This window comes from Pseudomonas sp. LBUM1672, from assembly GCF_059695655.1.
The window spans coordinates 3366603-3388691 of record NZ_CP166781.1 but is presented as its reverse complement, the minus strand read 5'-3'; the positions used below and the strand labels follow the sequence as shown (position 1 = coordinate 3388691).

Here is a 22089-nt window from a genome sequence, read left to right as displayed (position 1 = left end):
CCAAAGGTCGAGGTGGCCAGTCTAGGGAGCGCCAAGGGAGTGAACACTCCGGCGCTTGCGGTGGAATTCATATAGGCGCGGAGCATGACGTCCTTGTTGTCGCTCCGGGTGCCGGGTCGCGTTACAGCGCTTTGCTGACGGCGATGTCGCTGATGACGTCTTCGCTCGAACCATGAATGGCGTCCAGCGCGGCCTTGGCTTCTTCTTCTGTGCCGTTTTCGAGCTGGGCAAATTCGAAACGGCGTTCGCCGTTGAGTTTGTATTTGATGACGTACTTGGTCGTTTGGGCCACGGTCATACCTTCTTTTATTCGTGCGGGAACGTCACTCAGCTCAGTTTTGTGCTGGAGCGACGGATGATCTTGATCGAGTGCGTCAGGGTCGGTTTGCGGGTCACGCTGATCGGCCGGCGGTTGACCGTGTCGATGGTGATGTTCCAGAAACCGGTGCTCGGTGCAGTAATCCGCGCCGGGAACGTGTCGAACGCACCGCCGTGATAAGTATGACGGCCGCCGTTCTTGAAGCTGCGAAAGTTGGCGTCGTTCATCAAGCGAATGTTGCAGGTTTGGGAGCACTGGATGACGACAATGTCGTCTTCATTGAGGTGCTCGCGCTGGTGGATAAATTTCATGAGGCGCCTCCAGAAGGGCTTTTTCTACAAAATCAAAACGATAGCATGGGCGATTGACGCAGTTTATCAGCCCGAACAGGTTATTATCCGGTCGTCGGGGTTCGCTTTGACAATTAAAAACAGTTATTCGGAATTCTATGAGCGATAAACGCAACGAACCTCGGAGAAAATCAGCATTTGTGCTGTCGGAGGGTCTTTATCGGAGGTTTTGTATGAAGTGGGGTGTGTTGGTCTTGCCGTTGGCATTGGTAGTGAGTGGCTGTGCGAATGTCTCGGAGATTAACGAGACGTTGCCTACCATGAACGTGATCTCAGGCAAAAAGCCCAATGAGTACGCGCAATGCCTGGTTGAAAAACTGGCCGACAGTCGTGGCGCCCTGCAAGTGGAGTCGCACAAGGACGGGATGCGTGTAATCGTGCCGGCGAAATTCTCGTCGGCCCCGGCAGCCGTATTCGACATCGAAGACCGCTCGGGTGGCAGCGGTATCAAGCTGCATGAGCGCATGTCCAATGTGCCGGTGCGTCCGAAGGACGTGCAGAAAGCCGCCAATGCGTGCATTTCCGGCTGATAGACTGGCCACCGTTCATACTGATGCCGTCAAAGTCATGCTTTGGCGGCATTGTCATTTCTGGAGTCGCGCATGAAGCGAGAGCAAGTTCGGGAACGCCATGCAGAGGGACTGATCTCTGCCACCCACGTCATTCAAAATCCGGCAAACCCCGGGGAATGGATCGTGTTTTTCAAGAAAAGCGCCGGGCGCAGTTATTTCCTGGTGGATGATAACGATGAGGTCGAATCGTTTGGTCGTCTCGACGATTTGATCGAGACAGTGCGCGGCCTCGGGATCAAATTCGCCGAAATTCACATGTAGGGCAGGGCGCCTTACTTGCAGACCACCACGACGCTGCGGTTCTTGAAGTTGCCGACGTCGACCCCCAGGGTCTTGTCACTTTCCTTGGTGGATGGTGTGCCGTCGGTACCGACAATCCGGTAGCCGGTGCCGGCGCAAGAGGCATCGGCTTTTTCGTAGCACGTGGCCCAGGAGTTGGCTTCACCGGAGCAGTCGATCGCCAGTCCTTGCTCGCCGTTGTTCAGGTACATCTTTTCGGAAGTGGCGCAGCCGCTCAGGGCCAGGAGTGCAATCAGGGGCAAAAATCTGTTCATGTTCATAGTCGTCTTCAGCGAGGGGGCTAGACGCTCTGACAGCGCCAGTGTGAAAAGGTTATAGCGATTGGCCACTTGTTTGCATCTGGCCACAAAAAAGCCCTGCTCGATGGCAGGGCTCTGCGCGTGCCGCAGGCTATCAGTCCTGACTCTTGCCGCGTCGCTTCGGCGCGGGAGGTGTGTAGTCGAGCACCGAAGCCACTTCAATCGCCATCGCTTCGCTGGGTAACGGCCCGGAAACATCTTCGCCATTGGTGGCGGTAATGTGCCACTGGCCATCTTTTCCTTTGTCGACCGTGTACCCGTTGATGATTTTTGCTGCGGTCATCTATCTGTCTCGTTCACTGGTTCAAAGTCGCCATGATACCGGCAAATGCTCGCATTGGGGGGCGATAAGCGTATGGTGGTCCAGTTTGCCGGCCTCTTTGAGCTACGCTGATTTGACCGCGCAAAAATCCGGATGGAACTATCCGCGGGAATATTTCTCTATGATGGCATCGGTTAGCCAGCGCGGGGCATTGTAAGGTGCACTCCGCCTGATTAGACTGCGCCGAAACTCGTACACACAGCCCTTTCAAGGACTTATATGATCAAGAAATGCTTGTTCCCAGCAGCCGGTTACGGTACTCGCTTCCTGCCAGCGACTAAAGCCATGCCCAAAGAAATGCTGCCGGTGGTAAACAAGCCACTGATCCAGTACGGCGTCGAAGAAGCACTGGACGCTGGTTTGACTGAAATCTCCATCGTCACCGGTCGCGGCAAACGCGCCCTGGAAGACCACTTCGACATCAGCTACGAGTTGGAAAACCAGATCAAAGGCACCGACAAAGAGAAATACCTGGTCGGTATCCGCAAGTTGCTCGACAACTGCTCGTTCTCCTACACCCGCCAGACCGAAATGAAAGGCCTGGGTCACGCGATTCTGACCGGTCGCCCGTTGATCGGCGACGAGCCGTTCGCCGTGGTCCTGGCGGATGACTTGTGCGTCAACCTCGAAGGCGACGGCGTCCTGACCCAGATGGTCAAGCTGTACAAGCAGTTCCGCTGCTCGATCGTTGCCATCCAGGAAGTCGATCCGCAAGAAACTCACAAGTACGGCGTGATTGCTGGTGAGATGATCCGCGACGACATCTACCGTGTTCACAGCATGGTCGAAAAGCCAAAGCCTGAAGATGCACCGTCGAACCTGGCGATCATCGGCCGTTACATTCTGACCCCGGACATCTTCGACCTGATCGAACAAACCGAACCAGGCAAGGGTGGTGAAATCCAGATCACCGACGCCCTGATGAAGCAGGCCCAGAACGGCTGCGTCATGGCCTACAAGTTCAAGGGCAAGCGGTTCGACTGCGGTGGCGCAGAAGGCTACATCGACGCGACCAACTTCTGCTTCGAGAACTTCTACAAGACTGGCAAGGCTTACTGATAGCGCCTTACCCGCTTGTATTGAAAAGCCACCTTTCGGGTGGCTTTTTCATTTTCCGCCCCCATATCGCTTGCAGCGCTTGCCCAACGGACGTCTGCGGGTATGCTGGTTTCCTGCCGAGGAGATTGAAAATGGCCTACGATTTTGACCTTTATGTGATTGGTGCCGGTTCCGGCGGTGTACGGGCTGCTCGTTTTGCTGCCGGTTTTGGAGCGAAGGTGGCTGTGGCCGAGAGCCGTTACCTGGGCGGTACGTGTGTGAACGTCGGCTGCGTGCCGAAGAAATTGCTGGTCTACGGCGCGCACTTCGCCGAAGACTTCGAGCAGTCTTCGGGCTTTGGCTGGACGTTGGGCGAAGCGAAGTTCGATTGGGCAACGCTGATCGCCAACAAGGATCGCGAGATTAATCGCCTGAATGGCATTTACCGCAACTTGCTGGTCAACAGCGGTGTGACCTTGCATGAAGGCCACGCCAAAATCGTCGACCCCAACACGGTCGAGATCAATGGCGAGCGCCACACCGCCAAGAACATCCTGATTGCCACCGGCGGTTGGCCGCAGATCCCGGAGATTCCGGGGCATGAACATGCAATCAGTTCCAACCAGGCGTTTTTCCTCAAAGAGCTGCCAAAGCGCGTTCTGGTGGTGGGCGGCGGTTACATCGCTGTCGAATTCGCCGGGATCTTCCACGGGCTGGGCGCCGACACGACGTTGTTGTATCGCGGCGAGCTGTTCCTGCGTGGCTTCGACGGAGCGGTACGCAAGCACTTGCAGGAAGAGCTGACCAAGCGCGGCATGAACCTGCAATTCAACGCCGACATCGAGCGTATCGACAAGCAGTCCGATGGCAGCCTGAAGGTGACGCTCAAGGACGGTCGTGAGCTGGAGGCGGATTGTGTGTTCTACGCCACCGGTCGCCGTCCGATGCTCGATAACCTCGGGCTGGAAAACACCGGGGTCAAACTCGACAAGAAAGGTTTCGTCGAGGTCGATGATCAGTATCAGACCGCCGAGCCGTCGATCCTGGCGCTGGGCGATGTGATCGGTCGTGTTCAGCTGACCCCCGTCGCGCTGGCTGAAGGCATGGCCGTGGCGCGTCGCCTGTTCAAGCCTGAGCAATATCGTCCGGTGGATTACAAGATGATCCCGACTGCTGTGTTCAGCTTGCCGAACATCGGCACGGTTGGCTTGAGCGAGGAAGAGGCTCGCGAGGCCGGCCACGAGGTCACGATCTACGAAAGCCGTTTCCGTCCGATGAAGCTGACCCTGACCGAATGTCAGGAGCGTACGCTGATGAAACTGGTGGTCGATGCCAAGACCGACAAGGTCCTGGGTTGCCACATGGTCGGGCCGGATGCCGGTGAGATCGTTCAGGGGTTGGCGATTGCCTTGAAGGCTGGCGCGACCAAGCGCGACTTCGACGAAACAGTTGGCGTGCATCCAACTGCCGCCGAAGAGTTCGTCACCATGCGTACGCCGGTTAGCGGTTAATCGTTTTTATCGGCCTCTGATGCGTCTGGCGCTGTTGCAATGACAGCCGCCAGGCGCAGGCTTTCATCGAGGCTCGCCTGAGTCTTGAGCAATTCAATCTCCAGCCCTTTGTTGATCTGCGACTGCTCGTCGACGCTCTGCTTGAGCGACTGACTTTCCAGCAGGGCGGCACGCAAGCGTTCCTGGAGGAGGGTGCGTTCGCTGTCGATGCGGTTGACCTGCTCCAGCAGTTGGTCCTGGCGGCTGTGGGTGTGTTTGAGTTGCTCCTGCAATAACCCCAGTTCCCGCAGCGTTCCACGGTTCTCGGTGAGCAAGCGCTCGTTGTCGCGATGCAACTGAGTGATCTCATCCTGGCGCACCAATGCGCTTTGCTGGGCCTGGCGCAATTCCATTTGAATCTGCTGCACCTGGCCTTCGTGGCGGCTGTGCTCTTGCTCGCGCTGTTCCTTGACGGCGTTGCGGTAGTGTTCCAGGGCATCGCGTGCGTGCAGGTGCTTTTCTTCCAGTGAGCGGATCTGCTCGTCCTTGTCTTGCAAGCGCAGTTCGAAATCGGCCAGTGCCTGGTTCAGTCCGGCGTTGCGGGTTTGTTCTGCCTGCAGCATGGAGCGGGTTTCTTGCAGGGCTTCGGACTCTTGAGTCAGCGCCAGGCTTTGAATCTCGTATTGCTGGTGTAATTCCGCGTTGTCTTGCCGGGCCGCAGTCAGGTGGATTTCCAGTTCTTTACGTTGCTGATCGAACTGCGCGCGTGCGTGTTCGATGGGTTCTTGGGCCTGTTCCTTCAGGCGTTGCGCCAGGCGCGAAACCAGACCAGCCAGTTCGTCATCAATGGGCTCTGAGGGCGTTTCGACGCGTTCGCCGCCGTCATCCAGCTCCTTTAAATAGCGGTGAATGGTGGTTTTTGAGCCGGTATTGCCCATCTCGATCCGTACTGCATCGATGCTGGGGTTTTCGCCACGGGCAAGGATTGCCAAACGTGCCGCCTGCACTACCGCTTTATTTACGCCGCCACGAGCCATGTGCTCTCCTACGATTTCGTACTGTGGTACATGCCACTAAAGTAAGCAGTGTACCATCGTTTATAAAAAGATAAAAAATGTAGGATACTGATGCGGGATATACTGGTATTACCCCGTGTGATGCGCCGTACGGCGGGTTTTACACCGCTAAAGCGGTACGTTTTCGAGAGATGAGCCCATGACCGATCTGGATCGCTACCTGCAAGCCGCCACCCGCGACAACACCCGGCGTAGCTATCGAGCGGCCATTGAACATTTCGAAGTCCATTGGGGTGGTTTCCTGCCGGCGACGAGCGACAGCGTGGCGCGTTACCTCGTGGCTCATGCGGGCGTGCTGTCGATCAATACGTTGAAGCTGCGGTTGTCAGCGCTGGCGCAGTGGCATAACAGCCAGGGTTTCGCTGACCCGACCAAGTCGCCGGTGGTGCGCAAGGTCTTCAAAGGCATTCGTGCGCTGCACCCGGCGCAGGAGAAGCAGGCCGAGCCCTTGCAACTTCAGCATCTGGAGCAAGTGGTGGCGTGGTTGGAACTGGAAGCGCAAACCGCCAAGGCGCAAAACGATCAGGCGGGCTTGCTGCGCGCCCGACGCGACACCGCGCTGATCTTGCTGGGCTTCTGGCGCGGATTTCGCAGCGATGAGTTGTGCCGCGTACAGATCGAGCATGTGCAGGCGAGCGCCGGTTCAGGCATCACCCTCTACCTGCCACGCAGCAAGAGCGATCGCGAAAACCTCGGCAAGACTTACCAGACCCCGGCTCTGCAACGGCTTTGCCCGGTCAACGCCTATATCCAATGGATCACCGAAGCTGCGTTGGTCCGCGGTCCGGTGTTCCGCGGTATCGACCGTTGGGGCAACTTGAGCGAGGAGGGTTTGCACGCTAACAGCGTGATCCCGTTGCTCCGCCAAGCCCTGGAACGTGCCGGTATCCCCGCCGAGCACTACACCAGCCATTCCCTGCGACGCGGCTTTGCCAGCTGGGCCCATCAAAGTGGTTGGGATCTGAAATCGTTGATGAATTACGTGGGATGGAAGGATGTGAAGTCAGCCATGCGCTATGTTGAAGCCAGCCCGTTTCTCGGAATGGCTCGGGTCGCTGAAAAGCCGTTGGCGCGCTAGATACCGTTTTCTTCTATTAATACTGTCCCCTAATAGCGAAAACCAATCAGCAGCATGAGCTTTGCCAATGAGCCAGGCGGCGATCGAGTGGGTAGGATTCCCCCCATCAACTTCTCAACCAAACTTTTCAACCCTGACGGAGAGTCATCGATGCCTATCATCAACAGCCAAGTTAAACCGTTCAAAGCTGACGCCTTCAAAAATGGCGATTTCGTAAAAGTGTCGGACGCTGACCTGAAAGGCAAGTGGTCTGTCGTGTTCTTCTACCCAGCCGACTTCACCTTCGTTTGCCCGACCGAACTGGAAGACCTGGCTGACAACTACGACGCGTTCCAGAAACTGGGCGTCGAGATCTACAGCGTTTCCACCGATACCCACTTTGCTCACGCTGCCTGGCATAACACTTCGCCAGCCATCGGCAAAATCCAGTACACCATGATCGGCGACCCGACTCACGCCATCTCCCGCAACTTCGACGTGCTGATCGAAGACGCTGGCCTGGCTGACCGTGGCACCTTCGTGATCAACCCTGAAGGCCAGATCAAAATCGTTGAACTGAACGATGGCGGCGTTGGCCGTGACGCTTCCGAGCTGCTGCGCAAAATCAAGGCTGCTCAATACGTCGCTGCTCACCCAGGCCAGGTTTGCCCAGCCAAGTGGAAAGAAGGCGAGGCCACTCTGGCTCCGTCCCTGGACCTGGTCGGCAAGATCTAAGTCTGTGAAAGCACTATCAGGGCGGGTTTCCGCACCTAAGTAAGCCGCAACCGCCCTCAAAAACGCCCGGGCGAGATTCGCTCGGGCGTTTTTTTTCGAATTCAAAAAGGAAATCGCCCGTATGTTGGACGCCAATCTTAAAGCCCAGTTGAAATCGTACCTGGAACGGGTCACCCAGCCGATCGAGATCGTTGCCTCCCTCGACGACGGTGCGAAATCCCAGGAAATGCTCGCATTACTCAAAGACGTTGCCAGTCTTTCCAACCAAATTACCTTGCTCGATAACGGTGACGATGCACGCAAACCATCGTTCTCGATCAACCGCCCGGGTGCCGATATCAGCCTGCGTTTCGCCGGCATCCCGATGGGCCACGAATTCACTTCATTGGTGTTGGCGCTGCTGCAAGTCGGCGGCCACCCATCGAAGGCCAGTGCTGAAGTGATCGAACAGATCCGTTCGCTCAAAGGCGAGTTCAGCTTCGAGACGTACTTCTCGCTGTCCTGCCAGAACTGTCCGGACGTGGTCCAGGCACTGAACCTGATGGCGGTACTGAACTCGAACATCCGTCACGTCGCCATCGACGGCGCGCTGTTCCAGGCTGAAGTCGATGATCGTCAGATCATGGCCGTGCCAAGCATTTACCTCAACGGCGTCAACTTCGGCCAGGGGCGCATGGGCCTGGAAGAAATCCTTGCCAAGATCGACACCAGCGGTATCGAGCGTCAAGCCGAAAAGATCAGCGCCAAGGAAGCCTTTGACGTATTGGTCGTCGGCGGTGGCCCGGCCGGTGCTTCGGCCGCGATCTACGCCGCTCGTAAAGGCATTCGCACCGGTGTGGCTGCTGAACGTTTTGGTGGGCAGGTGCTCGACACCATGGCCATCGAGAACTTCATCTCTGTGCAGGAAACCGAAGGGCCGAAACTGGCGGTGGCGCTGGAAGAACACGTCAAGCAATACGACGTCGACATCATGAACCTGCAGCGGGCCGACAAACTGGTGCCGGGCAAGAGTGGTGAGCTGCACGAAGTCCACTTCGCCAGCGGCGCGACCCTGAAAGCCAAGACCGTGATCCTCGCGACCGGTGCGCGGTGGCGTGAAATGAATGTCCCGGGCGAGCAGCAATACCGCAACAAAGGCGTTGCGTACTGCCCGCACTGTGACGGTCCGCTGTTCAAAGGCAAGCGTGTAGCGGTGATTGGCGGCGGTAACTCCGGCGTCGAAGCGGCCATCGACCTGGCGGGCATCGTGTCTCACGTTACGTTGCTGGAGTTTGATGTACAGCTGCGCGCCGATGCGGTGTTGCAGCGCAAGTTGCACAGCCTGCCGAATGTCACCGTGATCACCAGTGCGCAAACCACTGAAGTGTTGGGTGACGGCCAGAAGGTCAACGGTCTGCGCTACAAGGATCGTCAGACTGATGAACTGCGTAACGTCGAACTGGAAGGGATCTTCGTGCAGATCGGCTTGCTGCCCAACACCGATTGGCTCAAAGGCACCATCGAACTGTCGCCTCGCGGCGAGATCATCGTCGATGCCCGTGGTGAAACTTCAATGCCGGGTGTGTTCGCTGCCGGTGATGTGACTACCGTGCCGTACAAGCAGATCGTGATCGCAGTGGGCGAGGGCGCCAAGGCTTCGCTGAGCGCATTCGATCACTTGATCCGTACCTCCGCACCGGCCTAAACGCCGACGCTGAAAACACAAAACCCCATGAGCAATCATGGGGTTTTTTGTGTCTCACGCATTCCCAATGTGAGAGCGGGCTAAGTGTCACATCGGCGCTGGCTGGATGATTTCAACCCAGTAAGCGTCTGGATCCTTGATAAACGCCAGGCTCTTCATGCGGCCATCATTCAGGCGTTTCTGGAAATCGCAGCCCAGCGCTTCGAAGCGCTCGCATGCGGCGACGATGTCCGGCACGGAGATACAGATGTGGCCGAAACCGCGCGGGTCGGTATTGCCGTTGTGGTAGGCGAAATCTGCGTCGTTCTCGGTGCCGTGGTTGTGGGTCAGTTCGAGAATGCCGGGGATGGATTTCATCCATTCGGTGCGCGCGGCAGCATCGGCCGGAATCTGGTTTTTATCGACCAGCGCCAGGAAGTACAGGCTGAACTCGGCTTCCGGGAAGTCGCGTTTTTCTACCAGCGAAAAACCCAGGATGCGCGTGTAGAAATCCAGGGACTTGGTGATGTCCTTGACGCGCAGCATGGTGTGGTTGAAGACGAACTTCTGGGTGGCGGTGTCGGGTTGGGCGGTAACGCCGGGGAAAGCGTTCAATTCGTGCAGGCTCATGGGCCCTCCGGAAAATAAGTGGGGCTAACAAATGGCGACAATGATACGCAAGGGCTGGGACATCACCAAACGCAAACAGTCGGCTATTGCCTGACGGACGGGTGAGGCTCAGACTTTACGGTTCAATTCGTGAGTGCTCATTGCAATGATCCGATTCTGTAAATCGACCTTCGTTCTGTTCTGCCTGCTGTCGGGTATTGCCAGCGCTCATGCGGATACGCCAGTGGTGACGTGGCCGGAAGGTTGGGAAGTCGAGGCCGTCCCGCTGGACGATGCCAACTCAACGGTTTCACGCCAGCGTGCCGTGAAAAACGACCAGGGCGGCACGCCGGTGATGGTAATGGAGTTGACCATGACCCAAGTTGAGCGCGGTCATCAGGTCAATCTGGAAGGTGTATTGCTGGAAATGCGCAAGTCGGTGCAGAAGGACTTCTTTAAAGGCGGCTATCAAAGCGTCTGCAACAAAATCCATCCAGCGACCTTGAGCCGCTTATCGGGATTGGAAACTACCTGCACGATTACACAGAATGGTCGACATGTTCTGTCGCAAACATTGGTTGCGGCGGTGGACGCCGATAAAGCCTATGTTCTTTCCTTCGCGGGGCAGGCCGAGGCTTATAAGGCAAGTCAAGAGGAAATAACGGCGGCCCGTAACAGCTTGAAACTTTAGTAGGTGGTTTGCATGACTGCAGATTTCAGCACGATCCGAAATCTTTAGATACCTAAACGGATTAAGCGTTAAAGTTGAGTCGGCAAGTAGCGAGTTGATCGGCTGCGCCCGCTGAATTCAAAGGTCTTCCATAAAACAAAGCCCTGCATCGGCAGGGCTTTTTTTATCACCGCGAGTGCTTAACCTCGCAGCCAGGAATCTACGGTAGCGGCGCCGTATTGTTCCTTCCAGGCTTTCAGGCCGCGGTGGTTGCCGCCTTTGGTTTCAATCAGCTCACCAGTGTGCGGGTTGTGATAAACCTTGACCACGCGAGCGCGGCGGGTTTTCGGAGCGGCTGCCTGCAGTCCGGATTTTGTCGGGTTCGGATCGAGGATGGCGATGATGTCACGCAGGCTTTTGCCGTAGGTTTTCATCAGCCCCTGGAGCTTTTCTTCGAATTCGATTTCTTTCTTGAGCCCGGCGTCATTCTTCAGCGATTCCAGCTGCTTGAGCTGTTCTTGAAGGGCCTTTTCAGCGGCACGAAATTCAGCGAGTCTGGACAAATTCATTACTCCAATAGTGTGTTTGGCTGATACCAACCGCAAACAAAGCTATAAGCCAAGAGCCTTGAAGCGACTCGGTGATAAGTGGCTCACCTGCCAATCTTGCGCAGGCATGAAAAATTGTAGTAGTTAATTGGCCAAGAGTAAATCCTGTCTTTTTCTTCATGTAACAACAGTAGTCTTTTGATTCAATTTGGTGCGCCGTTTCGTTGCCTCGTCGCTTAAACGGCAGGTTAATGGTGCCTTAATGCTTTAATGAATTCTGCGCCGGGCATCGGTCGACCGAACAAATAACCTTGCAGGAAGTTAACGCCGTGTGCGGCCAGATAGTCACTTTGCTCCTCGGTTTCAACGCCCTCGGCGACGATGCCCAGATCAAGCTTGGCCGACAGTTCGATAATGCTGTCCAGAATGTGCCGGGAAAGCGCGTCAACGCCGATCATCGCGACAAAACTCTGATCGATCTTCAGGAAGTCCACATTGAACTGGCGCAGATAACCAAGGCTTGAGTGACCCGTGCCAAAGTCATCGATAGCGATCATTACGCCCAAGGCATGAAGCTGCTCGAACAATTGGAGCGTGATGGTCGTCGGCTCGATCAGTTCGCGCTCGGTCAACTCCAGCACCAGATTGACGGCACCCGGCGCGAAGGCACTGAGAAACTCCCGGCAGTCCTCAACCAGCTCCAGGTCCTTGCAATGGCTGGCGGTAATGTTGATCCCGATGTGGAAGGGGCCGTCGAAGGACGCAACAGCAGGCGCCAGCAACACTGCGGTCTGTCGCATCAGCGAGCGGGTCATCGGTACGATCAACCCGGAATGTTCGGCAAAAGGAATGAACAGGTCCGGTCGCACCAGGCCTTCCTTCGGATGATTCCAGCGCATCAGCACTTCGGCCCCGGACCACGCTTTAGTATCGCCATACACCACGGGCTGAAAGTACGGAACAAACTCTTCGGCCTCCAGCGCGCGCCGCAATTCGTGGCTGGGGGACGACGAACGCTGTTGCAGGACATGCCCGATTGCGCCCGAGACCACGCCGAAGAAGATCAGCAAACTGAACAGCGGCGGGTACTCGCTGCTCATGTAACGCCAGGTTTCACCTTCGGGAAAACCGGCCGCGACCGTAAAGGCATAACGCGAGGATGTCAGTTTGCTTTTGGCCACGGGCAAGGCGGGCAGGGCATCTTCGTGAACCTTGCCGTCGGCGGACAACCAATCAGGGCCGACTTGCAACAACAGCAATGTCTTGCGACCAATCAGTCGCAACACGTTGCTCAAGTGATAACCGTCCAGGGTCGTCAGCGCCCCCTGGTTACCTTCGCTGAGTCGATACACCAACAGTGCGGTATTGGGCGTGACCGGGTTGCCATTCATCAACCACAACTTGCCCTGGGTGTAGTCGCCCGGATTGACCGTCTCCTGATAATCACCAAACAACGAACTGCAATAGAGGTTGTTGTCCCACACCAGGTTCGTCGAGCGCACGAACGGTCGGCGGGTAACTTGTTCGCGCAGGGCCAACTTGACGTCGTTACAGGTCTGGCCGGCCAGCGGCAACAATTCCCGTGCGGCCTGGGCGGTATTGTCGAGCATCAGTTCGAATTGGCGGATGGCTTCTTCGGCCGTCAGCTCAGTGCTTTGCTCGAGCGCACGCTCAGCCTGCGCATAGAGGATGAGACTCCCCAAGAGCACCGGAAGCAACCCGCTCAAAATGGTTACAGCCATTCGTTTGCCGCGTTTATGGCGGGTTTTGGCGTTCAGTGGCATTCGCAAAGCCTGTGAGGATGAAAGACGGCTCTCAAAAGCCGGGAGGACAACGGCATGCCTCCCATAAAGAGTTCAGACAGTGGGCATGATAGATGGCCATCAACACTTATGCCGCTCAACCATAGTCAAGGCTTGAAGCCAGTTGAATAAACGCCAGCGTTGCGGGTGACGACTGACGCTGGTCGAGCACTGCCAGACCGACCTGCCGTTTAACCGATGGCAACAGTGGTTTTTTCACGTAGCGGCTGTCGTCGTCGGGCAATGAGCTTTCGGCGACCACGGTCAAGGCGTCGCCGCGGCCCACGGTGTCGAGGGTGCTGAGCAACTGCGAGCAGCGATAACGGATGTTCGGTGTCAGCCGGGCAGTATTGAACAGCCGTGAAACCAGCTCCGAGGACCCGGCTTCGGTCAGCACGAACGGGTCGTGACACAAGTCGCTCAAACTCAGGTGGTCGCGGACTGCCAGCGGATGTTCGCAGGGCAGCAGTGCAACCATCTGGTCTTCCATTAACGCGAAGGTGTCGAAGCGATCTTCTGGCAACACCACAAAACCGATATCGATTCGTCGCTCTTCCAGCCACTGGATAATCTGCCGGTCCGGACCTTCGTCGATGTGGACTTCGATACCAGGGTGGGCAGCGCGGTAGTGCTGCAGGATCTGCGGCAGCAGTTTGATCGATGAAGTCGGACCGAACGAGCCGATGCGCAGGGTGCCGCGCTTCATTCCGCGAGCATCGGCGGCTTCCTGACGCAACGTGTTGGCCAGTCCGAGCATCGCCCGAGCACGCGACAAGAGCTGTTCGCCTATATCGCTCAGTTCGACTTGAGACTGATGGCGCCTGAACAGCTCGACGCCCAATTCCTGCTCCAGCGACTTCAGGGCATGCGACACCGCCGATTGGGAAATCCCCAACCGATTGGCCGCCGCCGTAAAGCCACGCAGTTCGGCGACCAGCGAGAAAATCTCGAGTTGTGTCAGGGTCATGAGGATTTACTCATTTTACGATGATCGTGCATTAGTCGAATGATACGTCATCTACCCTGATTGAAGTCCCGACGCCTTATGAATACTTACGCGCAAACAACGTCATCGGATGTGCCGGTTTATTTCAAACTCGCCGCCGTCACCATGATCTGGGGCGGCACGTTCGTGGCCGGCCGGTTTCTCGCGGACAGCCTCAGTCCGTTGTTCGCCGCCAGCCTGAGATTCTTGCTGGCCAGCGTGGCGTTGCTGCTGTTTTTGCTGCTGGCCCGCGTGCCTCTGGCGAAACCGAGCCCCAGGCAATGGCTGCAATTGGCGCTGCTGGGGTTCTTCGGGATCTTCTTCTATAACCTGTGCTTCTTTTATGGACTGCATTACATCAATGCGTCCCGTGCATCATTGATTGTGGCGCTAAACCCCGCCGTGATCGGGCTGGCGTCGTGGCTGCTGTTCAAGGAGCGCTTGAGTCGGGCGAAGGTTGTCGGGATCGCGGTGTGCATCGCCGGGGCGAGCCTGGTGATCGTCAGCCGCAACCCGCAGTTGCTGGCTAGCAATGCCGACGCCTGGGTCGGCGACCTGCTGATTTTCGGCTGCGTGCTCGGCTGGGGGATTTACTCGCTGTGCTCCAAAGAACTGAACCACTCGCTGGGGCCGGTGCAAACGGTGACCTATTCGATACTGCTGGGCACGTTGATGCTTTGGGTGACCAGCGCGGTAAGTGGTGAACTGAGTGTCAGCGCGCTTGTCAGCCTCGGCCCGCAACAGTGGTTGAGCCTGATGTATTTGGGCGTATTGGGCTCGGCGCTGGCCTACATTGGCTATTACGACGGCATTCGCCAGATTGGCGCGACGCGTTCGGGGGTGTTCATTGCCTTGAATCCGCTGACCGCCGTGATCCTCGGTGCGCTGCTGCTGGACGAGCAGTTGACGCTGGCGATGTGCCTGGGAGGAGGGTTGATTCTTGTGGGGATTTTCCTGTGCAACAAACCCCTTGCGCGATCAGGGAAAAAGGGGATTTGATACAGAAGGCGGACAAACCTATTTACGCTGTGTAGAATCGGGTTACGCATACAATAATAATCGTCTTCTGGCAGCAGAAGCCTCGCCCGCATCAGCCTTGGGTCGACAATGAAGAGTTTTGGGTTTCAATTGATCTACGGTGACTTCCTCGCCCGCAGCGTGCGGGGCATCTCCTGCGCGCCACCCGCCGGCTTCAGCATTATTAGCATCTAACGTTCCGTTAATTCTAAAAAATGATGAGGCGCCAAAATGGCAGATTTATACGAAAACCCAATGGGCCTGATGGGCTTTGAATTCATCGAATTCGCATCGCCGACCCCGAACACCCTGGAGCCGATCTTCGAGATCATGGGCTTCACCAAGGTCGCGACCCACCGCTCCAAAGACGTGCACCTGTATCGTCAGGGCCAGATCAACCTGATTCTCAACAACGAACCCCACAGCGTCGCCTCGTACTTCGCGGCCGAGCATGGTCCGTCGGTGTGCGGCATGGCGTTCCGCGTCAAGGATTCGCAACTGGCGTACAAGCGCGCGCTGGAAATCGGCGCCCAGCCGATCCATATCGAGACTGGTCCGATGGAACTGAATCTGCCGGCGATCAAAGGCATTGGCGGCGCGCCGCTGTACCTGATCGACCGTTTCGGCGAAGGCAGCTCGATCTACGACATCGACTTCGTGTTCATCGAAGGTGTGGACCGTAACCCGGTCGGCGCCGGTCTGAAAATCATCGATCACCTGACCCACAACGTGTATCGCGGTCGCATGGCCTACTGGGCCAACTTCTACGAGAAACTGTTCAACTTCCGCGAGATCCGTTACTTCGACATCAAGGGCGAATACACCGGCCTGACCTCGAAAGCCATGACCGCACCGGACGGCATGATCCGCATCCCGTTGAACGAAGAATCGTCCAAGGGTGCCGGTCAGATCGAAGAGTTCCTGATGCAGTTCAATGGCGAGGGCATCCAGCACGTTGCCTTCCTGTCCGATGACCTGATCAAGACCTGGGATCACCTGAAAAGCATCGGCATGCGCTTCATGACCGCGCCACCGGAAACCTATTACGAAATGCTCGAAGGCCGTTTGCCGAACCACGGTGAGCCGGTTGATCAGCTGCAATCGCGCGGCATTCTGCTGGACGGTTCGTCCGAGTCAGGTGACAAGCGTCTGCTGCTGCAGATCTTCTCGGAAACCCTGATGGGCCCGGTGTTCTTCGAATTCATCCAGCGTAAAGGCGACGATGGTTTCGGTGAAGGCAACTTCAAGGCACTGTTCGAATCGATCGAGCGGGATCAGGTTCGTCGTGGCGTACTCGCCACCGAGTAAGCCGCCTCACCGCTAAAAAACTGTGGGAGCCAGCCTGCTGGCGATAGCGTCTCCAGAGTCAACATTGATGTTGACTGACAGATTGCAATCGCCAGCAGGCTGGCTCCCACATTTGCTTGTGCTGTATTTAAGGTCTGCGCTGACGCATCAAATGCTTGAACCCTTCAAACACCAGCACCACCACCGCGAGCCAGATCGGGATGTAAGTCAACCATTCCCCGGGTTTGATGCTTTCCCCAAGCAGCAATGCAACGCCCAGCAGCAACACCGGTTCCACATAGCTCAACAGCCCGAACAGACTGAACGGCAACAACCGGCTGGCGATGATGTAGACCACCAGCGCCGACGCGCTGATCACCCCGAGTATCGGGATCAGCAGTGACAACCACGGATGTTGGTCAAACACGCCGAAACCCTGTTCGCCACTCTGCACGAACCAGAACGCCACCGGCAGCGTCAACGCCATGTCCAGCCATAAACCGCCAAGGTTGTCGGCGGCCAGGCGTTTGCGCAGGATGAAATACAGCGGATAGCCGATGCAGACCAGCAAGGTCGCCCAGGAAAAACCACCGACTTGATACACCTCGTTGACCACCCCGAGACAGGCCAGCACCACGGCGATTTTTTGCAGGTAGGAGAGGCGCTCGCCATAGGCAAGCCGCCCGGTCAGCACCATGGTCAGCGGCAACAGGAAGTAGCCGAGGGACACATCGAGGCTGTAGCCGTTAAGCGGCGCCCACATGAACAGCCAGAGCTGCACACCAAGCAGGGCCGAGGAGACGATCAGGCCAGCGATCAGTTTCGGCTGGCCGTTGAGGCGCCGAAGAATATCGGTCACGCGTCTCCACTCGCCGGAGACCACCATGAACACGGTCATGCAGGGCACGGTCAGCAGCATGCGCCAACCGAAAATTTCCACGCCGCTCAAAGGCGTGAGCAACGACGTGTAGTAATACATGACGGCAAACAGCACCGAGGCTGAAACCGATAAAGCGATACCTTTAGACAAACTGCCCTCGCGAGGTCGAAGGTGAAACGGGCGCAGAGGATACGTGTTTTTTGTGCTGAATATTGGTCGGGTGCTCAATATTTCCAACATCGCATGAATGATAGACCGGCATCGCAGGCAAGCCAGCTCCCACAAGTATGCGCGTCAAATCACCGCCAGCGGATCAACACAAATCCTGTGGGAGCGGGCTTGCCCGCGATAAATCTCAAGCCGTACGCGATTTACGCCCCGACACAAAATGGCTCACGTCATTAAACCCCGGTGTCGACGAATGCCCTGGCGTCACCAGCGAATCAATAAACGCCTCATCCTCCGTCGTGATCTTCACCGACTGCGCCTTGGTATACGCATCCCATTGTTCCTCGGTCCGCGGCCCGACGATGGCAGAAGCAACGGCTCTGTTGTTCAACACCCACGCAATCGCAAACTCGACAATCCCCACGCCGCGCCCCTGGGTGTATCCCTGAATCTGCTGGGCAATGCGCAACGACTCCACGCGCCATTCGGTTTCCAGGATGCGTTTATCCGCACGTCCGGCACGGCTGTTGGCATCCGGTTTGACATCGGGTGCATATTTACCGCTCAACACCCCTCGCGCCAACGGACTGTAAGGCACCACGCCCAGGCCATAATTCTGCGCGGCCGTGATCTGCTCAGTCTCGGCCTGACGGTTGACAATGTTGTACAGCGGCTGGCTGATCACCGGCCGATCAACACCCAATTGATCCGCCACCCGAATCACCTCGGCAATCCGCCAGCCGCGGTAGTTCGACAGCCCCCAATAGCGAATCTTGCCCTGACGAATCAGATCGCCAATCGCCGACACGGTTACTTCCAGCGGTGTGTTGTGGTCTTCGCGGTGCAGGTAATAAATGTCGAGGTAGTCAGTGCCCAAACGCGTCAGGCTGGCATCGAGGCCATTGAAAATATGCTTGCGACTCAAACCGGCGCGGTTCGGCACGCCATCCACCGGGCCAAAACCGACCTTGGTCGCCAGCACCCATTCGTGACGGTTGCCGGCGATCGCTTCGCCGACAATCTCTTCGGAACGGCCGTTGGTGTAAACGTCCGCCGTGTCGATGAAATTGATGCCCTGGTCCCAGGCCTTGTCGATGATCCGCAGGGAATCTTCGGTGCTGGTCTGTTCGCCGAACATCATGGTGCCCAACGTCAGGGTCGACACCTGTAAACCCGAATGACCCAGCGTGCGATAGCTCATGACGAAATCCTTTTACCGGTGGGAAAGCTTCAATCAAATACCAGAACGTTCGGGCGCAGAAAAGTGAATTTATCGGCGCAGGCGCGACAGTATTAAACAGCACTGTTTAACGGACACCTTCAGACACGTACTCAGGCTACACATCCTTGCGCCGTTACCTACGACTGCGCCAGAATCCGCCGGCTTGTGCGCCTTGGGCCTGGGTTTTATCGTTTCCCCGTCGCTGAATATCAGCGATCGGGTTTGGTAGCCCGGCAATTAGGCGCATAGCGCCACCGTTTGCAGGCCTTTTCAGGTCGCTGTTTTTATGGTGGTCATGCGCAGGGCTCCCTCGGGGGCGCCGGGTCCTAATTGCCGGTCTACCAACCCGCGTATGGCCACCACCCACTCGTTTGGTAGCGAGGGTGAGGGCTCCTTAATCTCAATTAGGAGTTTCATCTATGTTCAAACCAACGCCAAACCCACCAGAAGCGGACGACGTTTCCCCCTACGAATTCCCCGACTCAAAAAAGCTCAACGAAGCCGCCGAACGAGCGCTCGATTTTCACTTCCCGTCGAGTGCCGACATCAAAGCCACCCCGCGAACCCGCAGCACCCTGTTTTCCGTGGACCCCGAAGCCACGACCGAAACCCTGGCGGTTTACCTGGTCGAGACGCTGGCCTCGGTCGATGTGATGGTCCATCAGTTGGTGGATCATCTGGAGGGGGAGTCGCGTTATGCGCTTTTGGGTATTTCGAACAGCATCATGGTGGCGGAGATTGCTGCGAACCGGGTGCTGGATAACGTTGGCCCGCAGGGGTAGCTTAAGTTCTGAGAAGAACACTTTGCTATGTAAGTGCACTTACTTGTGGCGAGGGAGCTTGCTCCCGCTCGACTGCGCAGCAGTCGTAAATCCGGCATATGCGGTGTGCCTGAAAGTTCGCGGTTGCGGCTTTTGGGGCTGCTTCGCATCCCAGCGGGAGCAAGCTCCCTCGCCACAAATGCCTGTGTGGCCAAAAAAGTGTGTCTGGCCACATAAGATCTGAGTACACATGCGAAATAAGAAACGGCCCGAAAGGGCCGTTTTTTGTTGATCTTTAAACCCTCAACGTCCGCGTCATGCGCAACGCCAGCAAGCTGCCACACACAATCACACCCGCTAGCAGATACAGCGCAGCATCCGTCGAACCGGTGCTGTCCTTGACCCAACCCACCAGGTACGGGCTCAGGAAACCCGCCATCTGCCCCATGGAGTTGATCAACGCCAAACCGCCCGCCGCCGCGCCTGCGCTCAACATCGCTGTAGGCACTGGCCAGAACATCGGGAGGCCGGTGAGGGCGCCCATGGTGGCGATGGTCAGGCCGAGGATCGCAATGGCCGGCGTCGTGGCGAAGTTCACGGCGATCAGCAGACCGACCGCGCCCATCAGCATCGGAACCACCAAATGCCAGCGACGCTCTTTGCGCAGGTCCGCCGAGCGACCGACCATCAACATGAACAGCGCCGCCAGCAGATACGGAATCGCACTCAACCAACCGATCACCAGGTTATCGCTGAAGCCCAGGTTCTTGATGATCGACGGCAGCCAGAAGTTGATCGCGTAGACGCCGCTCTGGATGCAGAAGTAGATCAAACCGAACGCCCAGATCGCCGGGTTCTTGAATACGGCCAGCAACGAGTCGGTAGAGGTTTTCGGTTTGTTGGCCAGATCGATGGCGTGGTCGGCTTCCAGCACCGAACGCTCAAACGGCGTCAGCCACTTGGCGTTGGCGTAGCTGTCGCTCAGCAGGAAATAGGCGAGGGCGCCGAGGATCACGGTCGGAATGCCTTGCAGCAGGAACATCCACTGCCAGCCGGCCAACCCGCCCTGGCCGGCGGCGAAATGGTTAAGAATCCAGCCGGAAAACGGGCTGCCGAGCAGGCCGGACACCGGGATCGCCGACATGAACAGCGCCATGATGCGGCCACGGCGGAAGGTCGGGAACCACTGCGAAAGGTAAAGCACCACGCCCGGGAAGAACCCGGCTTCGGCCGCGCCGGTGAACAGGCGCAAGGTGTAGAACTCGGTCGGGGTGGTGACAAACAGCAGGCAGGTCGAGAGCGTGCCCCAGACGATCATCATCAACGCGATCCAGCGCCGTGGGCCGAATTTGGTCAGTGCCAGGTTGCTCGGTACACCGCACAGCACGTAGCCGATAAAGAAGATCCCGGCCCCGAGGCCGTACACGGTTTCGCTGAATTTCAGTGCGTCGAGCATCTGCAGCTTGGCGAATCCAACGTTGACCCGGTCGAGGTAGTTGAACAGGTAGCAGATGAAGATGAAGGGGATCAAACGCAGAGTGATGCGTTTGTAGACGGCGTTTTTGTCGTCAACGATGGCCTGGGTAGCGGCGGCGCTCTGTGACATGGCGGGCTCTCTCTTTATTATGATTTTTTGCGATGCGCAGGGTAACGTTGATCGCCCAGAGAGTCTCGGCCACCCTCGGGGTTGCTGTCTTTGTGCCTGAGCACAGGGTTTGCAACCAAGCCCTGTGCGGGTGAACAAGCCGTCCCATCACGCTCCCAAGGATCCCGATATGTTCGAACTCGATCACGACCTGGCCCAGGACATCGTCGACCGGGCGATGGCCATCCTGCCGTACAACGTCAACGTCATGGACAGTCAGGGCTTGATCCTCGGCAGCGGCGAACCGGAGCGGATCAACACCCGCCATGAAGGCGCGCAACTGGTCCTGGCCAACGGGCGCGTGGTGGAAATCGACGCGCAGACGGCGATTCATCTCAAAGGCGTGCAGCCGGGGATCAACTTGCCGTTGTTGCTCGATCAGCGCCTGATTGGTGTGCTGGGGATTACCGGCGAGCCCGAGCAATTGCGCACCTATGCCGAGCTGGTGCGGATGACGGCGGAGATGCTGGTCGGCCAGCGCAATCAGCAGGCCGAGCAGCAATGGCGGCGTCAGCGTTGCGACGATCTACTGGCGTTGCTGCTGAGCGAGGCCGGAGATTCACCGCGCTTGCTGGATGAAGCGCAGCAGTTGGGACTCAAGCCGCAGATGACGCGGGTGCCGTATCTGTTCGAGCTGGGCATGGAGCATGGGCCGGGGCAAACGGTTGATGCGCTCAGTGCCTGGCTGACCTCGCGGTACCCGGACAGTTGGTGCGTGAGTTCGGCGAAGTCTTCGTTGCTGTGGTGCCGGCCGGCGAGTCAGGCGATCGAGAATGAACGGTTGCTGGAGAAACTTGACGGTCTGGGCTGGAACATTTTGCGTATTGCCGTGGGCGGGCAGGCGGATGGGTTGTCCGGGTTGCGCCGCTGTTATCGACGGGTCGGCGATTTGCTGGCGTATGGGCGCGATGTGTTGCCGTGTTCGCGGTTGCTGACGCTCCACCGGTATCGGCTGCCGGTGATGCTGTGGCGACATCGCAACGACGATGCGCTGGATGAATTGCTCAAGCCGCTGCGCAAAGTCATCGCCAAGGATGGCAACGGTCAACTGCTGGCGACTTTGCGCAGTTGGTGTGAGCACGACGGGCAGAGTCAGGCGTGTGCGGATGCGCTGGGGATTCATCGCAATAGCTTGCGCTATCGAATGGAGCGGATTGCCGAGTTGAGCGGGGTTGACCCGCTGAAACTGGACGGGATGCTTGCGCTGTACTTAGGCGTCCAACTCCTCCCCCAAACCGACTGAAGCCCTCTTTCTGTAGCTGCCCTGTGGCGAG

24 protein-coding genes are annotated in these 22089 nt (G+C 57.4%); 12 read left to right on the top strand and 12 right to left on the bottom strand.

Going from position 1 to position 22089, the window contains the following annotated elements; translation table 11 throughout:
• Nucleotides 1-121: 121 nt before the first annotated feature.
• Nucleotides 122-298: a hypothetical protein gene (locus ACA053_RS15370; RefSeq protein WP_178082308.1), complete on the bottom strand. Its 177-nt coding sequence runs from the start codon at nucleotides 296-298 to the stop codon at nucleotides 122-124.
• A 29-nt stretch (nucleotides 299-327) separates the two neighbouring features.
• Complete coding sequence (locus tag ACA053_RS15365; RefSeq protein WP_007946189.1) at nucleotides 328-630, bottom strand: DUF1883 domain-containing protein; 303 nt, start codon at nucleotides 628-630, stop codon at nucleotides 328-330.
• 212 nt (nucleotides 631-842) lie between these two features.
• On the opposite strand from ACA053_RS15365, the gene ACA053_RS15360 reads away from it, so the two are divergent.
• Nucleotides 843-1199, top strand: coding sequence for a hypothetical protein (locus ACA053_RS15360; protein ID WP_109631865.1), 357 nt, complete (start codon nucleotides 843-845; stop codon nucleotides 1197-1199).
• Between the two features lie 72 nt (nucleotides 1200-1271).
• The gene (locus tag ACA053_RS15355) at nucleotides 1272-1502 is read left to right on the top strand and encodes a hypothetical protein (protein WP_109631864.1); all 231 of its coding nucleotides are present in this window, start codon (nucleotides 1272-1274) and stop codon (nucleotides 1500-1502) included.
• An 11-nt stretch (nucleotides 1503-1513) separates the two neighbouring features.
• Here the strand turns inward: ACA053_RS15355 and ACA053_RS15350 are convergent, their stop codons facing one another.
• Nucleotides 1514-1795 carry a hypothetical protein gene (locus ACA053_RS15350; protein WP_497311654.1) on the bottom strand — a complete coding sequence of 94 codons (282 nt, stop codon included), beginning with the start codon at nucleotides 1793-1795 and terminating at the stop codon, nucleotides 1514-1516.
• Between the two features lie 139 nt (nucleotides 1796-1934).
• Nucleotides 1935-2123 carry a hypothetical protein gene (locus ACA053_RS15345; RefSeq protein ID WP_109631862.1) on the bottom strand — a complete coding sequence of 63 codons (189 nt, stop codon included), beginning with the start codon at nucleotides 2121-2123 and terminating at the stop codon, nucleotides 1935-1937.
• Nucleotides 2124-2381: 258 nt separating this feature from the next.
• On the opposite strand from ACA053_RS15345, the gene galU reads away from it, so the two are divergent.
• The gene (gene galU / locus ACA053_RS15340; RefSeq protein ID WP_010460715.1) at nucleotides 2382-3221 is read left to right on the top strand and encodes a UTP--glucose-1-phosphate uridylyltransferase GalU; all 840 of its coding nucleotides are present in this window, start codon (nucleotides 2382-2384) and stop codon (nucleotides 3219-3221) included.
• Nucleotides 3222-3352: 131 nt separating this feature from the next.
• A complete protein-coding gene (gorA, locus tag ACA053_RS15335) occupies nucleotides 3353-4711 on the top strand; it encodes a glutathione-disulfide reductase (protein WP_497311653.1) in 1359 nt (452 codons plus the stop codon).
• Here gorA and ACA053_RS15330 read toward each other — a convergent pair.
• Complete coding sequence (locus ACA053_RS15330; protein ID WP_497392981.1) at nucleotides 4708-5727, bottom strand: DNA-binding protein; 1020 nt, start codon at nucleotides 5725-5727, stop codon at nucleotides 4708-4710. The genes gorA and ACA053_RS15330 overlap by 4 nt on opposite strands.
• Nucleotides 5728-5905: 178 nt before the next feature.
• Between ACA053_RS15330 and ACA053_RS15325 the strand changes: the two genes are divergently transcribed.
• The 3 genes from ACA053_RS15325 to ahpF all read left to right on the top strand — a co-directional run bounded on the left by ACA053_RS15325 (nucleotide 5906) and on the right by ahpF (nucleotide 9242).
• Nucleotides 5906-6844 (top strand): site-specific integrase, encoded by a 939-nt coding sequence (locus ACA053_RS15325; protein WP_497311651.1) that lies wholly within the window; start codon nucleotides 5906-5908, stop codon nucleotides 6842-6844.
• A gap of 150 nt (nucleotides 6845-6994) precedes the next feature.
• Entirely contained in the window at nucleotides 6995-7558 is a 564-nt protein-coding gene (ahpC, locus tag ACA053_RS15320) for an alkyl hydroperoxide reductase subunit C (protein ID WP_010460707.1), read from the top strand.
• A gap of 121 nt (nucleotides 7559-7679) precedes the next feature.
• Nucleotides 7680-9242 carry an alkyl hydroperoxide reductase subunit F gene (ahpF, locus tag ACA053_RS15315; RefSeq protein WP_497392980.1) on the top strand — a complete coding sequence of 521 codons (1563 nt, stop codon included), beginning with the start codon at nucleotides 7680-7682 and terminating at the stop codon, nucleotides 9240-9242.
• A gap of 87 nt (nucleotides 9243-9329) precedes the next feature.
• Here the strand turns inward: ahpF and gloA are convergent, their stop codons facing one another.
• Nucleotides 9330-9851 (bottom strand): lactoylglutathione lyase, encoded by a 522-nt coding sequence (gene gloA, locus ACA053_RS15310; protein WP_109631853.1) that lies wholly within the window; start codon nucleotides 9849-9851, stop codon nucleotides 9330-9332.
• Between the two features lie 145 nt (nucleotides 9852-9996).
• Between gloA and ACA053_RS15305 the strand changes: the two genes are divergently transcribed.
• Nucleotides 9997-10521 carry a DUF4946 domain-containing protein gene (locus ACA053_RS15305; RefSeq protein WP_497396173.1) on the top strand — a complete coding sequence of 175 codons (525 nt, stop codon included), beginning with the start codon at nucleotides 9997-9999 and terminating at the stop codon, nucleotides 10519-10521.
• A 179-nt stretch (nucleotides 10522-10700) separates the two neighbouring features.
• Here ACA053_RS15305 and ACA053_RS15300 read toward each other — a convergent pair whose 3' ends face one another.
• From ACA053_RS15300 to ACA053_RS15290, 3 genes are all read right to left on the bottom strand, one after another.
• The gene (locus ACA053_RS15300) at nucleotides 10701-11063 is read right to left on the bottom strand and encodes a histone-like nucleoid-structuring protein, MvaT/MvaU family (RefSeq protein WP_497392979.1); all 363 of its coding nucleotides are present in this window, start codon (nucleotides 11061-11063) and stop codon (nucleotides 10701-10703) included.
• A gap of 233 nt (nucleotides 11064-11296) precedes the next feature.
• Entirely contained in the window at nucleotides 11297-12832 is a 1536-nt protein-coding gene (locus tag ACA053_RS15295; RefSeq protein ID WP_497392978.1) for an EAL domain-containing protein, read from the bottom strand.
• A gap of 115 nt (nucleotides 12833-12947) precedes the next feature.
• Complete coding sequence (locus ACA053_RS15290; RefSeq protein WP_497392977.1) at nucleotides 12948-13817, bottom strand: LysR family transcriptional regulator; 870 nt, start codon at nucleotides 13815-13817, stop codon at nucleotides 12948-12950.
• A 78-nt stretch (nucleotides 13818-13895) separates the two neighbouring features.
• On the opposite strand from ACA053_RS15290, the gene ACA053_RS15285 reads away from it, so the two are divergent.
• Both ACA053_RS15285 and hppD read left to right on the top strand, forming a co-directional pair.
• Complete coding sequence (locus ACA053_RS15285; RefSeq protein ID WP_497392976.1) at nucleotides 13896-14834, top strand: DMT family transporter; 939 nt, start codon at nucleotides 13896-13898, stop codon at nucleotides 14832-14834.
• 249 nt (nucleotides 14835-15083) lie between these two features.
• The gene (gene hppD, locus ACA053_RS15280; RefSeq protein WP_497392975.1) at nucleotides 15084-16160 is read left to right on the top strand and encodes a 4-hydroxyphenylpyruvate dioxygenase; all 1077 of its coding nucleotides are present in this window, start codon (nucleotides 15084-15086) and stop codon (nucleotides 16158-16160) included.
• Between the two features lie 127 nt (nucleotides 16161-16287).
• On the opposite strand, the gene rarD is transcribed toward hppD, so the two are convergent.
• Nucleotides 16288-17169 (bottom strand): EamA family transporter RarD, encoded by an 882-nt coding sequence (gene rarD, locus ACA053_RS15275; protein ID WP_497311645.1) that lies wholly within the window; start codon nucleotides 17167-17169, stop codon nucleotides 16288-16290.
• Between the two features lie 205 nt (nucleotides 17170-17374).
• On the bottom strand, nucleotides 17375-18388 hold the full coding sequence (locus tag ACA053_RS15270) for an aldo/keto reductase (RefSeq protein ID WP_497392974.1): 1014 nt from the start codon (nucleotides 18386-18388) through the stop codon (nucleotides 17375-17377).
• Nucleotides 18389-18828: 440 nt separating this feature from the next.
• On the opposite strand from ACA053_RS15270, the gene ACA053_RS15265 reads away from it, so the two are divergent.
• Entirely contained in the window at nucleotides 18829-19191 is a 363-nt protein-coding gene (locus ACA053_RS15265) for a DUF6124 family protein (protein WP_109631839.1), read from the top strand.
• A 274-nt stretch (nucleotides 19192-19465) separates the two neighbouring features.
• Here ACA053_RS15265 and ACA053_RS15260 read toward each other — a convergent pair whose 3' ends face one another.
• Complete coding sequence (locus ACA053_RS15260) at nucleotides 19466-20776, bottom strand: MFS transporter (RefSeq protein ID WP_497311643.1); 1311 nt, start codon at nucleotides 20774-20776, stop codon at nucleotides 19466-19468.
• 169 nt (nucleotides 20777-20945) lie between these two features.
• On the opposite strand from ACA053_RS15260, the gene ACA053_RS15255 reads away from it, so the two are divergent.
• Nucleotides 20946-22058: a sugar diacid recognition domain-containing protein gene (locus ACA053_RS15255; protein WP_497392972.1), complete on the top strand. Its 1113-nt coding sequence runs from the start codon at nucleotides 20946-20948 to the stop codon at nucleotides 22056-22058.
• Nucleotides 22059-22089 lie beyond the last annotated feature (31 nt).

Coding starts and splice junctions, on each gene's coding strand:
- ahpF (WP_497392980.1), top strand. CDS start 7,680: ATGTTGGACGCCAATCTTAAAGCCCAGTTGAAATCGTACCTGGAACGG.
- gloA (WP_109631853.1), bottom strand. CDS start 9,851: ATGAGCCTGCACGAATTGAACGCTTTCCCCGGCGTTACCGCCCAACCC.
- ACA053_RS15360 (WP_109631865.1), top strand. CDS start 843: ATGAAGTGGGGTGTGTTGGTCTTGCCGTTGGCATTGGTAGTGAGTGGC.
- ACA053_RS15270 (WP_497392974.1), bottom strand. CDS start 18,388: ATGAGCTATCGCACGCTGGGTCATTCGGGTTTACAGGTGTCGACCCTG.
- galU (WP_010460715.1), top strand. CDS start 2,382: ATGATCAAGAAATGCTTGTTCCCAGCAGCCGGTTACGGTACTCGCTTC.
- ACA053_RS15290 (WP_497392977.1), bottom strand. CDS start 13,817: ATGACCCTGACACAACTCGAGATTTTCTCGCTGGTCGCCGAACTGCGT.
- ACA053_RS15325 (WP_497311651.1), top strand. CDS start 5,906: ATGACCGATCTGGATCGCTACCTGCAAGCCGCCACCCGCGACAACACC.
- hppD (WP_497392975.1), top strand. CDS start 15,084: ATGGCAGATTTATACGAAAACCCAATGGGCCTGATGGGCTTTGAATTC.
- ACA053_RS15260 (WP_497311643.1), bottom strand. CDS start 20,776: ATGTCACAGAGCGCCGCCGCTACCCAGGCCATCGTTGACGACAAAAAC.
- ahpC (WP_010460707.1), top strand. CDS start 6,995: ATGCCTATCATCAACAGCCAAGTTAAACCGTTCAAAGCTGACGCCTTC.
- gorA (WP_497311653.1), top strand. CDS start 3,353: ATGGCCTACGATTTTGACCTTTATGTGATTGGTGCCGGTTCCGGCGGT.
- ACA053_RS15255 (WP_497392972.1), top strand. CDS start 20,946: ATGTTCGAACTCGATCACGACCTGGCCCAGGACATCGTCGACCGGGCG.
- ACA053_RS15330 (WP_497392981.1), bottom strand. CDS start 5,727: ATGGCTCGTGGCGGCGTAAATAAAGCGGTAGTGCAGGCGGCACGTTTG.
- ACA053_RS15345 (WP_109631862.1), bottom strand. CDS start 2,123: ATGACCGCAGCAAAAATCATCAACGGGTACACGGTCGACAAAGGAAAA.
- ACA053_RS15285 (WP_497392976.1), top strand. CDS start 13,896: ATGAATACTTACGCGCAAACAACGTCATCGGATGTGCCGGTTTATTTC.
- ACA053_RS15370 (WP_178082308.1), bottom strand. CDS start 298: ATGACCGTGGCCCAAACGACCAAGTACGTCATCAAATACAAACTCAAC.
- ACA053_RS15365 (WP_007946189.1), bottom strand. CDS start 630: ATGAAATTTATCCACCAGCGCGAGCACCTCAATGAAGACGACATTGTC.
- ACA053_RS15305 (WP_497396173.1), top strand. CDS start 9,997: ATGATCCGATTCTGTAAATCGACCTTCGTTCTGTTCTGCCTGCTGTCG.
- ACA053_RS15295 (WP_497392978.1), bottom strand. CDS start 12,832: ATGCCACTGAACGCCAAAACCCGCCATAAACGCGGCAAACGAATGGCT.
- ACA053_RS15265 (WP_109631839.1), top strand. CDS start 18,829: ATGTTCAAACCAACGCCAAACCCACCAGAAGCGGACGACGTTTCCCCC.
- ACA053_RS15355 (WP_109631864.1), top strand. CDS start 1,272: ATGAAGCGAGAGCAAGTTCGGGAACGCCATGCAGAGGGACTGATCTCT.
- ACA053_RS15350 (WP_497311654.1), bottom strand. CDS start 1,795: ATGAACAGATTTTTGCCCCTGATTGCACTCCTGGCCCTGAGCGGCTGC.